The organism is Streptomyces varsoviensis (genome assembly GCF_000718635.1).
GTDB lineage: Bacteria > Actinomycetota > Actinomycetes > Streptomycetales > Streptomycetaceae > Streptomyces > Streptomyces varsoviensis.
In genome coordinates this window covers 31,532-46,154 of sequence record NZ_JOBF01000025.1, presented here as the reverse complement: position 1 = coordinate 46,154, position 14,623 = coordinate 31,532, and the positions used below count along the sequence as shown (strand labels likewise).

The 14,623-nt window shown below is 72.9% G+C and carries 9 protein-coding genes; 2 read left to right on the top strand and 7 right to left on the bottom strand.

The window, feature by feature from the left end; all coding sequences use genetic code 11:
• The first annotated feature begins 40 nt into the window (after positions 1 to 40).
• Complete coding sequence (locus IF55_RS29215) at positions 41 to 967, top strand: cyclase family protein (protein ID WP_030887565.1); 927 nt, start codon at positions 41 to 43, stop codon at positions 965 to 967.
• A gap of 247 nt (positions 968 to 1,214) precedes the next feature.
• Here the strand turns inward: IF55_RS29215 and IF55_RS29210 are convergent, their stop codons facing one another.
• The 4 genes from IF55_RS29210 to IF55_RS29195 all read right to left on the bottom strand — a co-directional run bounded on the left by IF55_RS29210 (position 1,215) and on the right by IF55_RS29195 (position 5,489).
• A complete protein-coding gene (locus IF55_RS29210) occupies positions 1,215 to 1,739 on the bottom strand; it encodes an ATP-binding protein (protein ID WP_030887563.1) in 525 nt (174 codons plus the stop codon).
• Positions 1,740 to 2,152: 413 nt separating this feature from the next.
• Positions 2,153 to 3,115, bottom strand: a complete 963-nt coding sequence (locus IF55_RS29205) for an acyl-CoA dehydrogenase family protein (protein WP_030887560.1) — start codon at positions 3,113 to 3,115, stop codon at positions 2,153 to 2,155.
• A 2-nt stretch (positions 3,116 to 3,117) separates the two neighbouring features.
• Positions 3,118 to 4,287 (bottom strand): acyl-CoA dehydrogenase family protein, encoded by a 1,170-nt coding sequence (locus tag IF55_RS29200; RefSeq protein WP_030887558.1) that lies wholly within the window; start codon positions 4,285 to 4,287, stop codon positions 3,118 to 3,120.
• The gene (locus IF55_RS29195) at positions 4,287 to 5,489 is read right to left on the bottom strand and encodes an amidohydrolase family protein (RefSeq protein WP_030887555.1); all 1,203 of its coding nucleotides are present in this window, start codon (positions 5,487 to 5,489) and stop codon (positions 4,287 to 4,289) included. The genes IF55_RS29200 and IF55_RS29195 overlap by 1 nt, the downstream gene beginning before the upstream one ends.
• 172 nt (positions 5,490 to 5,661) lie before the next feature.
• Here IF55_RS29195 and IF55_RS29190 point away from each other — a divergent pair, with 172 nt between their 5' ends.
• Entirely contained in the window at positions 5,662 to 7,347 is a 1,686-nt protein-coding gene (locus IF55_RS29190) for a class I adenylate-forming enzyme family protein (protein ID WP_078645437.1), read from the top strand.
• Here the strand turns inward: IF55_RS29190 and IF55_RS29185 are convergent.
• From IF55_RS29185 to IF55_RS29175, 3 genes are all read right to left on the bottom strand, one after another.
• Complete coding sequence (locus IF55_RS29185; RefSeq protein ID WP_030887552.1) at positions 7,329 to 10,196, bottom strand: protein kinase; 2,868 nt, start codon at positions 10,194 to 10,196, stop codon at positions 7,329 to 7,331. The genes IF55_RS29190 and IF55_RS29185 overlap by 19 nt on opposite strands.
• 230 nt (positions 10,197 to 10,426) lie before the next feature.
• The gene (locus IF55_RS29180) at positions 10,427 to 12,328 is read right to left on the bottom strand and encodes a serine/threonine-protein kinase (RefSeq protein WP_030887550.1); all 1,902 of its coding nucleotides are present in this window, start codon (positions 12,326 to 12,328) and stop codon (positions 10,427 to 10,429) included.
• A 567-nt stretch (positions 12,329 to 12,895) separates the two neighbouring features.
• Positions 12,896 to 14,602: a glycerol-3-phosphate dehydrogenase/oxidase gene (locus IF55_RS29175; RefSeq protein WP_030887548.1), complete on the bottom strand. Its 1,707-nt coding sequence runs from the start codon at positions 14,600 to 14,602 to the stop codon at positions 12,896 to 12,898.
• Positions 14,603 to 14,623: the final 21 nt, after the last annotated feature.

Below are 14,623 nucleotides of genomic sequence, written 5' to 3'. Positions count from 1 at the left end.
GAGCACAAGACCCAGTGGACAACCGATCCCAGGAGGACCCGTGGCCCTGCCACCCGAGTTCCACGACATCGCCAAGCGCGTCAACAACTGGGGGCGTTGGGGGGAAGCCGACGAGCTGGGGACCCTCAACCTCATCACCGCCGACGTCGTCCGCGCGGCCGCCGCGACGATACGGGCCGGGCGCCGCGTCCCCCTCGCCCTCCCGCTGCAACAGGACGGGGTGCAGACCGGGATGATCCCCGGCAGGGTCAACCCACTGCACACCATGGTCGCCGTCAATCTGGAGATGTTCGGCCCCGGCACCGTCGCCACCAGCGACGACGCGGTGACCATGGGCCTACAGGCGGCCACCCACTGGGACGGCCTCACCCATGTCTCGCACGGCGGCAAGCTCTACAACGGCCGCCCGGCGGACTCGATCACCGCCCATGGCGGAGCCGCGTTCCATGGCATCGAGAAGGCGGGGCCGCTCGTCTCCCGCGGGGTCCTGCTGGACGTCGCCCGCGCCCGGGGCGTCGACCGCCTGGAGGGCGAGCACGCCGTCACGCCCGAAGATCTGGAGGCCGCGGAGGAGCTGGCCGGCACCGAGGTGCGCTCCGGCGACATCGTGCTCGTCCGCACCGGCCAGATCCAGCACTACCTGGCGGGCGACAAGCACGCCTACGCCTTCCCCTCGCCGGGGCTCTCCGTCCGGACGCCGGAGTGGTTCCACGCCCGCGACGTGGCGGCCGTCGCCAACGACACCCTGACCTTCGAGATCTTCCCGCCGGAGATAGCCGATCTATGGCTGCCCGTGCACGCCCTCGACCTCGTCGAGATGGGCATGCTCCAAGGCCAGAACTGGAATCTGGAGGAGCTGTCCCAGGCGTGCGCGGAGGAAGGCCGCTACGCGTTCCTCCTGTCGGCCCCGCCGGAGCCGTTCACCGGCGGCACGGGGGCGCCGGTCGCACCGGTCGCCATCCTGTGAACTCGTTTCGGCCCCACGGCAGGCCGGACGGTCGGGCAGCGGTGCGCGGGTGCGCGCCCCGAGCACGGCACGGCGCACCGCCACCCGGCTCCGACGCTCAGACCATGCGGACGCGCCGGGCCGCGACCCGCACTCGCCGAGTCCTCCGGCCGCAGCCGGCTTCTCGGCGTCCCCTCGCGACGAATCGCTCAACCCAAGAGTGATCACACGGACACGTCACGTCAACACCTGGTCTGGACTTTGTGGGTTACGCCCCATTTGTCACGGCGCGAGGTGCGTCATAAGCACCCATCAAGAGCGACTGGGCGCGGTCCACCTCGCACCAGATGCTCTTGCCCGCGCCTTCCGGCCGCCAGCCCCACCGGTCGGCGAGCCCGTCGACCAGTTCCAGGCCGCGGCCGCCCGTCTCCTCGCCGTCCGCGTGGCGCTGCCGCGGCGGCCGCGCGCTGATGTCGGCGACCTCCACCCGGACCGTGCCGACGCCGACACCGGGTTCCATCGCGCCGCCCCCGCCACGGCTGTCGCCGTCGCGCCGTCCGTCGCCTCCGAGGCCGGCGCGGACGACCGGGAAGAGCATGCGGAGCACGGCCGGGCAACCCGTGTGCACCACCGCGTTGGTGACCAGTTCCGAGATCAGCAGCAGAAGCGTGTCGGCCAGCGGCTCATCCGCTCCTATCCCCGAACCGGCGAGCCGCGAGCGGGCCCACCTCCGGGCGCGCCCCACCTCCGCGGGGTCGGGCCTGATCTCCATCTGCACCTGAAGCACCTGCACCGCTCACACCATCCGAACCGGCGGACACATCGCCTCGCACCTCCGAGAGATCACGGACCGTGATCCCCGTGCGAGACAGCATGGTTGACGTTCAGTCACCCCAACAAGCGCTTCGGGCATATTCCGGCGCAAAGGAGTATGCGTGCTGCATACTGTGCGACGCACGCCACGGGGGGTCGAACAATCGAGGTTCACGGGCCTCCACCCGGTGGGAGCGGCGCACATTCCGCCTTCCGGAGTCACCTCATCGGCAACGCCAGGGGGGTTGCGCCTCAGAACCACTCGCACCCAAGGGAGCGTACCTGAGCCCGGGACCGACTCCCCCCTGTGACGAGTCACCCTTAGGACACAACCCGGTATCAACGCTCGGTGACCACTTATATGGTGCAGATGGTGGATTTCGCCCGACGGCTCTATAGCGCGACATTCCCCTCGGACAGCAGCTCCTCCGCCAGCGCTTCCTCGCCCGCCGCCGTGGACTGCCACCGCCGCTCCCTGAGCCAGGCCCGCTTGAGGTGCAGATGAACGTCCGCCTCCCACGTGAACCCCATGCCGCCGTGCACCTGCAAGCAGTCGCGGGCGTTGTGGACGGCTGCCTCGTCGGCGAGCAGTTTGGCCGCCGCCACGTCCCCGGGCTCCCGCGTGACGGCCGCCGCGTACACCGCGCTTCTGGCCAGCTCCGCGCGGACGAGCATCTGCGCGCACAGATGCTTCACCGCCTGGAAGCTCCCGATCGGCCGGTCGAACTGGGTGCGCTCCTTGGCATACGAGACAGCCATCTCGACCGTACGGGCGGCGCTGCCGAGCTGTTCCGCGGCGGTCAGCAGGGCCGCTTCCGCTCGCAGACGGGAAGCGTCGCCCCCCAGCGGGCGGCCCTCCTCGGGCACCACGACGCGGGCCAGCGGCGTCAGCGGGTCCACGGAGCGGATTGTGGTGACCGCCGGGGACGAGGCGTCCACGCCGTACGGCCCGCCGTCGCCGAGGAAGATCAATTCGTCGCAGTCCGCCGGGTGTTCCCAGAGCTGGTCCTTCGCCCCCGCGTCGCACATACCGACGATCCGCTCACCGCTCGCCGCCCCCTCCACGAGCCCGGCCGCGAGGTGGGTGGCGACCAGGGGCCCCGGCAGCAGCACCCGGCCCGCATCCTCGAAAACGAGCACGGCCTCGGGCAGCCCGAGCCCCACGCCGCCCTCGTCCTCCGGCAGCCGCAGGCCGAAGAACCCGGCCGCTCCGAGTTCGCGCCACAGCCCCCGGTCGACGACCGGCCCGGCGCCATCCGCCGCGGCGCGCAGCCGCTCGCGCGGGAACCGGCCCGCCAGCAGCTCACGCGTGCCGCTCCGTAGTGCTTCCTGGTCCTCGGTCAGCTGAAAGTCCATGATCACCACCCTTTCGGAAGACCGAGGATGCGCTCGGCGACGATGTTCGCCTGGATCTGGGACGTACCGGCCGCGATCGTGTACGACAGCGACGACAGCCGGTCCGCCACCCATTCGTGGTCCACGTCCAGCGCCCCCTCCCCCAGGACCTCGGCGGCCGCGTCGTACAGCTCCTGCCTGGCCTGCGAGTAGCGCAGCTTGAACACGGAGCCGCCCACGCCCGGCACCCCGCTGCCGCCGTCGCGCAGCGACCGCTGCGCCTCGCTGACGTTCCACTGCGTGAGCCGCCACAGCGCGCGGAACTCGGCGGACAGCCGGCCGAGCCGCCGCCGCAGCACCGCGTCGTCCCAGAGCCCGTTCGCGCGGGCCGTACGGGCCAGCTCGCCCAGCACCCGCGAGCAGGCGACGACCTCGCCGACGAAGGCCGTGCCGCGCTCGAAGGAGAGGGTCACCATGGTCACCCGCCAGCCGTCGTTCTCCGCCCCGATCCGGTGGGAGACCGGCACCCGCACCTCGTCGAGGAACACCTCGGCGAACTCCGCGGACCCGGCCAGCGTCCGCAGCGGCCGGACGGTGACGCCGGGCGCGTCCATCGGCAGGGCGAGCCAGGAGATGCCCCGGTGCTTGGGGGCCGAGGGGTCCGTGCGGACCAGCAGTTCGCACCAGTCGGCGATCTCGGCGTGCGAGGTCCAGATCTTGCTGCCGCTGACGACATAGGAATCGCCGTCGCGGACCGCCCGGGTCCGCAGCGCCGCCAGGTCGGACCCGGCGTCCGGCTCCGAGAACCCCTGGCACCACACCTCGTCGCCGCGCAGGATGGGCGGCAGCCAGCGGGCCCGCTGTTCGGGGGTCCCCTCGGCCGCGATGGTGGGGCCGGCGTGCAGCGTCCCCACGAAGTTGGCCCCCACGTAGGGCGCGCCCGCCCGTTCCGTCTCCTCCAGGAAGATCAGGTGCTGGGTGGGCGTGGCCCCCTGGCCCCCGGCGTCGCGGGGCCAGTGCAGTCCGGCGTATCCGGCGTCGTACAGCGCACGCTGCCACGCGCAGTCGTAGGCCCGGCGGCCCGGCCAGTCGGTGGCGGCGGGCTTCGGGGGGAGTTCGGCCAGTGCCGTGCCGAGCCAGTCGCGCAGCTTCCGCCGGAAGTCCTCCTCTTCCTCCGTGCAGGAAAGGTCCATCAGCTCCGGCGCCCCCGGTCGAGGTCCAGGTCGAGCATCCGGATGGCGTTGCCGCGCATGAGTTTGTAGACCGTCTCGTCGTCGAGCCCCTTCACATGGTCGAGGGCGACTTCCTTGGTGTGGGGGAAGGTCGAGTCGACGTGGGGGTAGTCGGTCTCGAAGGTCGCGTTGTCGCGGCCCACCACATCGAGTGACGCGACGCCGTGTTTATCGCGGAAGAAGCAGCAGAAGATCTGCCGGTAGTAGTAGGAGGACGGAGGCTCGGGGATCAGGTCGCGCACCCCGCCCCATGCCCGGTGCTCCTCCCAGACGTCGTCCGCGCGCTCCAGGGCGTAGGGAATCCAGCCCATCTGCCCCTCGCTGTAGGCGAGTTTGAGGGTGGGGAACTTCACCAGTACGCCGCTGAAGAGGAAGTCCATCATCGACGCCATGGCGTTGTTGAAGGAAAGGGACGCCTGCACGGCGGGCGGTGCGTCCGGGGAGGCCGCGGGCATCTGCGAGGACGAGCCGATGTGCATGTTGACGACGGTGCCGGTCTCCTGGCAGATGGCGAAGAACGGGTCCCAGTAGCCGGAGTGGATGCTCGGCAGCCCCAGGTAGGTGGGAATCTCGCTGAAGGTGACGGCCTTCACGCCCCGTGCCGCGTTCCGCTTGATCTCGGCGACGGCGAGGTCGATGTCCCACAGCGGGATGATGCACAGCGGGATCAGCCGGCCGCCGCTGTCGCCGCACCACTCCTCCACCATCCAGTCGTTGTAGGCCCGTACGCAGGCGAGGGCGACCTCCTTGTCGTGCGCCTCGGCGAAGGTCTGGCCGCAGAAGCGGGGGAAGGTGGGGAAGCAGAGGGAGGCTTCCACATGGTTGAGGTCCATGTCCCGCAGCCGCTCGGCGGGGTCCCAGCAGCCACGCCGCATCTCGGCGCGGGTGATGCCCTCCAGCGTCATGTCGTCGCGGTCGAAGCCGACGGCGGCGATGTTGCGCTTGTACGGGAACTTGAGGTCCTCGTAGATCCACCAGTCGGTCGGGGGGCCGGCGGGGTCCATGGTGATGACGTACTTCCCGCCGGTGTACTCCAGCTCGCCGATCCCCTCCGTCAGCGGTTGGGGCCCGCGGTCCCGGTATCTGGCCGGCAGCCAGGTCTCGAAGAGGTGCGCGGGCTCGATCACGTGGTCGTCGACGCTGACGATGCGCGGTAGCTCCATGGTTTCCCCTCCCGCAGGGCGGTGATCACTGTGGCGCGGTCTGCTTCCAGCAGCATTTCTGATGGGGCGTCAGATATGCAGGCTAGCCCCGCTACCTCTGGACCGACAAGGCGCTGCGGCTTACGCTTCGCGGAGATTCTGACGGGGCATCAGGTCAGCGGAGGCGGCACTCATGCGCGAGCACACTGATCCCGGAACCGACACCCCACTCGCCCACGAGCTGGAGAACTCCCCCACCCTGTGGCAGCTCCTGGACCGCCGCGCGGCCCGCACCCCCGACGCGCCGGTCCTCATCGACGCCGCCGCGGCGCCCGAGGACGACCGGACGCTGACCTTCGGCGCCCTGCGCGACCGGGCCGAGCGCGTCGCCGCCGGCCTCCACGGCCTCGGCGTCCGCCCCGGCAGCCGGGTCGCCTGGCAGTTGCCCACCCGCATCGAGACGGCCGTACTGACCTTCGCCCTGGCCCGCCTGGGGGCCGTCCAGACCCCCCTCATCCCCTTCTACCGCGACCGCGAGGTCGGCTTCGCGCTCCGCGCGGCCGAGGCCGAGTTCTTCGCCGTACCCGGCATCTGGCGCGGCTTCGACCACGCGGCGATGGCCGACCGCCTCAGTCGCGAACTCCCGGCGCCCCCGCGCGTCTTCGAGGCATACGACTCCCTCCCCGAGGGCGACCCGGCCCTCCTCCCCGCGCCCCCGACGGACGGCACCGCGGTCCGCTGGATCTACTGGACCTCGGGCACGACCTCCGACCCCAAAGGGGTCCTGCACACCGACCGCAGCCTCATCGCCGCCGGTACCTGCCTCGCCCGCGCCCTACGCCTGACCGCCGAGGACGTCGGCTCGATGGCCTTCCCGTACGCCCATGTCGCTGGCCCCGACTACACGGTGATGCTGCTGCTCCGCGGCTTCCCGGCGGTCATGCTGGAGCACTTCGCGATGCCCGGCTCACTCGACGCCTACCGCCGCCACGGCGTCACGGTCGCCGGCGGCTCCACCGCCTTCTACGCGATGTTCCTCGCCGAGCAGCGCAAGGACCCGGCGCGCAAGCTCCTGCCCGCCCTGCGGCTCATGGCGGGCGGCGGCGCGGCCAAGCCGCCCGAGCTCTACTACGAGGTGGTCCGCGAGATGGGCTGCCAACTCACCCACGGGTACGGCATGACCGAGGTCCCGATGATCACCATGGGGGCGCCCGACGACACGCCCCACAACCTCGCCACGACCGAGGGCCGGCCGCCCGCCGGCATGGAGATCCGCGTCGTCGACGCCGACGGCACACCCCTGCCGGCCGGGCGGGACGGAGCCGTACGGCTGCGGGGCGAGGCCGTCTGCCGCGGCTACCTGGATCCCGCGCAGACCGCCGAGGCCTTCGATCGCGACGGCTTCCTCATCACGGGCGACCTCGGCCACCTCACCCCCGACGGCCATCTGGTGCTCACCGGCCGCGAGAAGGACATCATCATCCGCAAGGGCGAGAACATCTCCGCCCAGGAGATAGAGCGGCTCCTCTACGAGCACCCGGACGTCGAGGACGTCGCCGTCATCGGCCTCCCCGACCCGGACCGCGGAGAACGGGTCTGCGCCGTGGTGCAACAGCCCGCCGGGGCGCCCGCACTCGGCCTCGACGCCGTGTCCGCGTATCTGCGCACCGCGGGGCTCTCCGTGCACAAGATCCCGGAGCAGCTCGAACTGGTCGACGCGCTGCCGCGCAACGAGACGCTGCGCAAAGTCCTCAAGTACCGGCTGCGCGAACAGTTCTCCGAGCCCAGGTCCGACCCGGAGCCCAAGTCCGAGCCGGAGCCCGATTCCGTACCCGGCCCCGACTCCGGTCGGGCGCCCCGTCAGGCCTCCGCACGGTAGGTCGCGGTGGCCTGGTCGTAGAACCGGTCCACGGCACGCTGGTCGTTGGCCGGGCCGATCACCTGGAGCAGGTGATAGCGGCCTTCGAGGATCATCGCCGCGTTGCGCACGTACACCTGCCGCCCGCTGCTGTCGTTCCAGTTGAACGTGCCCTCCGCCATCGCCGTCCTCCCCACGTCGATGCGGCGCAGCCCCGAGGCGCCCGACCAGGACGACGAGCGGTACGGGGCCAGCTCCGGCTCCTTGTCCTGCTGGTACGCCATCGGGTCGGCGCCGTACTCGGAGACCTTGTCCCGGCCGGGGACCACGATCAGTTCGTAGTCCCCGCCGATGTAGACGACCTGCCCGCGGGCGTTCTCGCCGCGCCGCTGCCAGTCCTTGGCCACGGACACCGCGAACCCCTTCGGGTCCTGGCGCAGCGTGAAGCCCTTGGCGACCCCGGCGGGCTCGGACGTCTGGGGCTCCTGCTCCCCCATGGAGGCCGCGGCGGAGGAGCGGGGCGCGCTCTTCGCACCCGTCCCGTCGGGCGCGGCGCTCTGCGCGCCGGCCGCCCCCGTACGGTCCGTACGCACCTGGCCCGCGGTCTTCTCCTGGCGCGGCATGAACAGCAGGGCGTAGGCGATGGCCCCGGCCAGGGCCAGGAGGATGAGGAGCAGCAGGAGCCGCCCCAGTCGCCGGGGCGCGCGTCCTTGCCGCTCGTGCCCGGGCCTGCCGGTCCGCTCCGGGCGAGCGGCAGGGGCGGGCCGTTCGCTGTGCTCCATGGTGAGCCGCTGCGAGCGCGGGGGACGCGGCTGCTTGGTCACGGTGCGGTGCGGTGCCTTGTGAGCCTTCTTGTGCCGGCCGTGCGGTGCGGCCGAGGACGCGCCGGAGCGCCGTCGGCGCACCAGTTCCCCGCGCCGCCGCTTGATGGGCAGCCGACGCGGGTCGGAGGGGGCGCCCGGGCCGATCGACGGCACGGTGACGGTGCGGCTGCCGAGTTCCGGCTCCGGGGCGGACCGGATCAGGGAGCGCAGCCAGCCCCGCAGCTCCTCGAAGTCGGGCCGCTCGGTCGGGTCCTTGCGCATCAGCGACTCGACGACCGGGCGCAGCGCCCCGCACTCCTCCGCGTAGGCGGGCGGCTCCGCGCAGACGAGCTGCACCAGTTCGGCGGCGGTCTCCTCGGGGTATGGCGCGTGCCCCTGGACGGCCCGGAACAGCAGGGCGCCCAGCGCCCACAGGTCGGCGGCCGGGCCCACGGGCGGTGCCAGCCGCCAGTTCTCGTGCACTGGGCCGGCCTGCTCGGGCGCCCACCGCTCGGTGACGGGGCCCACGACCACCATGCGTGCCTGCCGGGCCCGTTCGGCGTCCAGGGCCGTTCGCGGGCCCCGCCCCTGCTGGTCGTCGCCGCCGCTGTGGCCCCATGGCTCGGTGGAGTCCGTACGCGCGTGGCCGCCGCCGCTCGTCACCGGGGCCTCGGCCGACCCGCTCGCCCCGGCGCCCCCTGCTGCCCCGGACGCTCCCTCGCGCCCGGTGCTGCCCCCGGCCATGGGCGAGCCCGAAGAGGTCAGGGCCCCGGCACCTTCGCCCGCTGCCCCTCCCGCAGCCCCCGCGGACCCGGCGGTCCGCCGCACGGGGCTCTGCAATCCGGTCTTCACGAGCGCGTCCGCGTTCCATGCGGCGCTGTTCGGCGCGGGCCCCGTGGGCGCGGTGCCGCTCGCGGCGCTGCCCCCGCCCCAAGTCGCCGTCCCGCCCGGGCCATGCGGGGCGCCGCCCGGGCCATGCGGGTTGCCACCAGGCGCGTGGGAGGGAGCGCCCGGGGCGGGTGCGGGTGCGCCCGGGGCGTGCGCAGGGCCGTTCGGCCCCTCGGCGTCGGTCCGGGCGGCGGCGGCACGGGTTCCGGCGCGGTAGGCGGCTATCGCACCGGCCCGTACGGCGCGCGGGTCGGGGCCCGCGGCACCGTTCCGCGGGGGCTCGGCCGTCCCGGGATGGGCGGCGGCCTGGGGCAGGAAGCCGCCGGCCGCGCCCTGGTCGCGGTAGGCGGGCCCGGTGGCGGCCTGGGGCGGGGAGCCGTTGCGGGCGGGCGCGGGAGGCCGCGGGCCGGAGCCGCCGTCGGCCGCGCGGGCGGTGGCTATCGCGGCGCGCCCACCGACCGGCGGGCCCACGGGCCGGCCCGCGGCGAAGCCGCCCGGACCGGCGTTTCCCCCGTTACCCCCTCCCACCGACCCCGCGGGCACGGCGGGGCGAGGGCTGGGGCCACCGCCTCCGGCAGACTCGTCCGGCACCGGGTCGTAGCCGCAGAGCGCCTCTTCCGCCGCCCCTGCCGCGAGCCCGGTGAGGACGGCTCGGCCGTCGTCGCAGACGAGGACCGTACGGGCGGTGATGTTGCGGTGGGTCCAGCCGTGCGCGTGCAGGGCGCGCAGGGCGGTCAGCACGTCGGCCGCGACCTCGGCGGCGCGGTGCGGGGTCAGCGTGCGTTCGGCGAGGAGCGCGGCCAGCGGGCGGGCGGGGATGAGTTCGCTGACGATCCACAGGCTGCCGGCCTCGGCGAAGACGTGGAAGACCTGGTCGAGCCGGGGGTGGTCGGGCACTTGAGCGGCGGCGCCGGCGGCGTCGAGGGCCCGGCGCACGGCCGGGTCGCCGGCCCCCTGGGTCACACGCCCGCTGCCCGGGCCCGCGGCCGGCCCGTGGCGCCGGCCCTCTTCGCCGACGACCTCCGCCTCGACGACCTCGGGCAGCGGGATCTGCCGGAGGAGTACCTCCTGCCCGCTGTAGGAGTCGAAGGCCCGGGTCTCGACGAGTTCGAACTCGTCGGACGGCGGCAGCGGAAGGCGATAGCGGTCGGCAAGGACCCGACCGGCGTAGTCGTCCACGACGCCTCCCCAAGCACAAGACTCACCATCTCGCGCCAGCTATCGCACGAGACCTCAACAGACCCCGTCAGCAATCGCCAAGTGCGGTCGTTTCACTGCTATTTGTGGCTGCGTACGGTCCACGGGCTCTCACGATACGTGCCCAGCCGCCCCCTGGGGACCGTACGGCTCAGTACGTCGCTTCGTACGCGCCCTGTGAGCCATTTCGGGCAGGGCCCGGCGCCCGTCGCTCAGCTCTCGGGTTTGAAGGAGGCGAAAGCGGCCTCCCGCAGCTCCCGGCACTGGGCGTCCTTCCACTTGTCCTTCTCGCAAGTGATCATGATGGCGTAGCCATGGCTGTCGTCGACCTTGAAGCCCCGGTTGACGACCTGGACCCGCTTGCCGTTCTGGTCCCGCTCGAAGACCCAGTCCGCGACGGTCGGATAGCCGTGACCTGGCCACTTGTCGACGGGGGCGATGCTGATGCCCTCATAGCCCGGCATGCCGCCGTTCCGCGCGCCGTTCTCCGCCGCGTGCCACGACGCCGCCGCGTCCGACTGCGGCTGCGCGCCGAAATCGACCTGGAGGCGCGGGAAACCGCCCGCCGCGCTGTATATGGCACCGGAGTGCTCGCCCGCGGTGCCCGTCTGCTTCCAGCCCTTGGGCATCGCGATGCTGAAGTGGTACTCGCCGTTCTTGACTGGTTCGTACCCCTCGGGCAGACCGTCCGCGCCCGCCGTGCGGGCCGGCCTCCTGGCCGCGTCGTCGGTGGAGGCCGAGACGGTCGGCTGCCCCGTGCCCTTCTCGTCCTTCGCGCCGCCGGCCGCCGCGGGGGCCGAGCCGGCGGATGCCGCCTTGCCGTTCTTGGCGCCGGAGCCGCTCTTGTCCGAGCCGTCGTCATCGCCGCTGAGGGCGACGGCGAGCACCGTGCCGACCACGGCGAGCACCACGACCACGGCCACCACCAGGAGCGTCCGCTTGGGCACCACGTCCGTGATGGAGGCGCGCGGCGGCATGCTCGGGCCCGCGCCGCCGGATGCGCCCGCCGAGCCGTTGCGGTCGGTGGTTCCGGGCGCCTTGGACTTGGCCGCGTCGGTCGCGGACGCCGCGGCGTTGCGTACGGACTTCAGCGCGCCGCGCACGCGCTCCGCGGCCACGTCCCCGGTCCGCGGTCCGGTCGCGCCGGAGGACGACCCGGGTCCCGACTTCCTCTTCGACGACGGGGAGGCGGAGGCGGGCGGGGTCGGGGGCAGGGCCATCGCGCGCGTCGGCTCGACGACGGGCGGCTCGGGGTTCTCGCGCCCCTGCTCCTCGGGCGCGTTGACCGCCGCGGTCAGCAGGGCCCGCGCCCCCGGCTCGTCCAGCCGCTTCACGGGGTCCTTGGCGAGCAGGCCGTAGATGACCTCCTCCAGCGCCCCCGCGTGCTTCGGCGGCTCCATCGGCTCGGTCATCACGGCGGTGAGCGTCGCTATGGCCGAACCCTTGTCGTACGGCGGTACGCCCTCCACCGCCGCGTACAGCAGGCCGCCGAGGGACCACAGGTCGGCCGGGGGGCCGGGCTTGTGGCCGCGGGCCCGCTCCGGCGAGATGTACGAGGGGGCGCCGACCAGCATGCCCGTGGAGGTGACCGAGGGGTCGCCCTCGACCTGTGCGATACCGAAGTCGGTGAGGACGACGCGGCCGTCATCGGCGAGCAGGACGTTCGACGGCTTCACGTCGCGGTGCAGGATGCCCTCGCGGTGCGCCGCGCGCAGCACGTCGAGGATGGCGAGGCCGGCTTCGGCCGCCCGTCTCCAGGGGAGCGGTCCGTCCTCCCGGATCGCGTCGGCGAGCGAGCGGCCCTCGATCAGCTCCATGACGATCCACGGCCGGTCGTCCTCGTCGACGACGTCGTAGACCGTGACCGCGCCGTTGCTGCGGATGCGGGCGATGGCCTTCGCCTCGCGCAGCGTACGGGTGATCAGGCGGCGCTTCTCGTCCTCGTCGATGTTCGACGGGAAGCGCAGCTCCTTGACCGCGACCGTACGGCCCAAGGTCTCGTCGCGCGCCCGCCAGACGGTGCCCATGCCGCCCCGGCCGAGCACCTCACCGAGCCGGTACCGACCAGCCAGGAGGCGCCCTGTCGTGCCCTGCGTCTCTTCCGCCTCCGACATGCGTCCCCTCTGGCAATCAGCTCTGCGACCAACCCACCCTGGCAGAGCGTCCATTGTCTCTCATCCGCGGACCGGTGAAAGGCCAGGGTCCGAGTGCCGCCCCGATGGGCGCGCCGCGACCACGCCGGTCTCGCGCGCCTCACCGTCCTCACGGCCGCGCCGGCGTCGGCGCCGCGGGCGGGCACCGGATTCGTACCGTGCTCCCTGGTCAAGAGCGGAGGGGCGGCGGTTCGGTTGCGCGCGCCGGGGAGCTGTGACAAGGCGCTCATCGAAACCGGCCGACGACGGCGGGCCAGGCTGCCATGCCGCCCGTACGAGCGGTAGCGCGGTCGCCGTTTCCGTACGGGCAGGGGGTGGTGAGCGGTCGTCACCCTGGCGGCCCACGGGGGCTCCCACCGTCGGTCCGGCTCGGCGGCGATCCCTCAGGTATCGGGACATCGCAGGCGCGACGGCCGCCTTGGTGCCCCAAAAGTCCCTTCTGAGGGCGGAGTTCCACCAGAGGCCGCACAACTGGGACGCGCCCCGCCGCGGCGGCGGGGTGACGCGGGAGGCGCGCGCCGTCGGCGTTCATCGGGGCTGGATGTCCGGGGCCCCCAGCCGTGCCGCGTCCGCCGTGAGGTCGTCGGGCTGCCGCTGCGACTCGCGCTCGGCCTCCACCCGCTTCTCGTAGTGCTCGACCTCCCGCTCGATCTGGCCCTCGTCCCAGCCGAGCACCGGCGCCATCAGCTCGGCGGCCTCGCGCGCGCTGCGCGTGCCCCGGTCGAAGGTCTCGATCGAGACGCGCGTACGGCGGGTGAGGACGTCGTCGAGGTGGCGCGCGCCCTCGTGCGAGGCGGCGTAGACGACTTCGGCGCGCAGATAGTCGTCGGCCGCGGCCAAGGGTTCACCGAGCGTGGGGTCGGCGGTGATGAGCTCCAGCACCTCGTCGATCATCGAGCCGTACCGGTTGAGCAGGTGCTCCACGCGCGCCACATGCAGCCCGGTGCGCTGCGCGATGCGTGCCCGGGTGTTCCAGAGCGCCTTGTAGCCCTCCGCGCCCATCAGCGGCACGTCCTCGGTGACGCAGTCGGCGACCTTCTGGTCGAGGCCGTGGACCGCCTCGTCCACCGCGTCCTTGGCCATCACCCGGTACGTCGTGTACTTGCCGCCCGCCACGACCACCAGGCCCGGGACGGGGTGCGCGACGGTGTGTTCGCGGGAGAGCTTGCTGGTGGCGTCCGACTCGCCGGCCAGCAGCGGGCGCAGCCCGGCGTAGACGCCCTGCACGTCGTCCCTGGTGAGCGGCGTGGAGAGGACCGAGTTGACGTGTTCCAGGAGGTAGTCGATGTCGGCGCTGGACGCCGCGGGGTGCGCCTTGTCCAGGTCCCAGTCCGTGTCCGTGGTGCCGACGATCCAGTGCCGCCCCCAGGGGATGACGAACAGCACGCTCTTCTCGGTGCGCAGGATGAGCCCGGTGGTGGAGTGGATGCGGTCCTTGGGCACCACCAGGTGGATGCCCTTGGAGGCCCGTACGTGGAACTGGCCGCGCTCCGCGATCAGCCCTTGGGTGTCGTCCGTCCACACGCCGGTGGCGTTGACGACCTGGCGGGCGCGGATCTCGAATTCGCCGCCCTGTTCCAGGTCGTGCACGCGGGCCCCGACGACCCGTTCGCCCTCGCGCAGGAAGCCGACCACGCGCGCGCGGTTGGCGACGTCCGCGCCGTAGGCGGCGGCGGTACGGACGATCGTCGCGACGTAGCGCGCGTCGTCCATCTGGGCGTCGTAGTACTGGAGGGCGCCCACCAGGGCGTCCTTCTTGAGGCAGGGCGCGACGCGCAGGGCGTGCTTGCGGGTGAGGTGGCGGTGGGTGGGCAGACCGCGGCCGTGGCCCGAGGAGATGGACATGGCGTCGTAGAGGGCGACGCCCGAGCCGGCGTAGAACCGTTCCCACGCCTTGTGCTGGAGGGGGTAGAGGAAGGGCACCGGGCGGACCAGGTGGGGGGCGATCCGCTCCAGCAGCAGCCCGCGCTCCTTGAGCGCCTCCCGGACGAGCGCGAAGTCGAGCATCTCCAGGTAGCGCAGTCCGCCGTGGATGAGCTTGCTGGAGCGGCTGGAGGTGCCCGCCGCCCAGTCGCGGGCCTCGACGAGCCCGGTCGCCAGTCCGCGGGTGGCCGCGTCCAAGGCGGTGCCCGCGCCGACGACGCCGCCGCCGACGACCAGCACGTCCAGTTCGCGCTCCGCCATCCGGGCGAGCGCCTCGCCGCGCTCGACCGGGCCGAGTGTCGCTGTCCTCACCACTGCCTCCCGTGGGATCGG

Bases quoted from the DNA above. Each gene is read 5' to 3' on its own strand.
- IF55_RS29205 (WP_030887560.1), bottom strand. From the start codon at position 3,115: ATGGACTTTCAGCTGACCGAGGACCAGGAAGCACTACGGAGCGGCACG.
- IF55_RS29200 (WP_030887558.1), bottom strand. From the start codon at position 4,287: ATGGACCTTTCCTGCACGGAGGAAGAGGAGGACTTCCGGCGGAAGCTG.
- IF55_RS29195 (WP_030887555.1), bottom strand. From the start codon at position 5,489: ATGGAGCTACCGCGCATCGTCAGCGTCGACGACCACGTGATCGAGCCC.
- IF55_RS29190 (WP_078645437.1), top strand. From the start codon at position 5,662: ATGCGCGAGCACACTGATCCCGGAACCGACACCCCACTCGCCCACGAG.
- IF55_RS29180 (WP_030887550.1), bottom strand. From the start codon at position 12,328: ATGTCGGAGGCGGAAGAGACGCAGGGCACGACAGGGCGCCTCCTGGCT.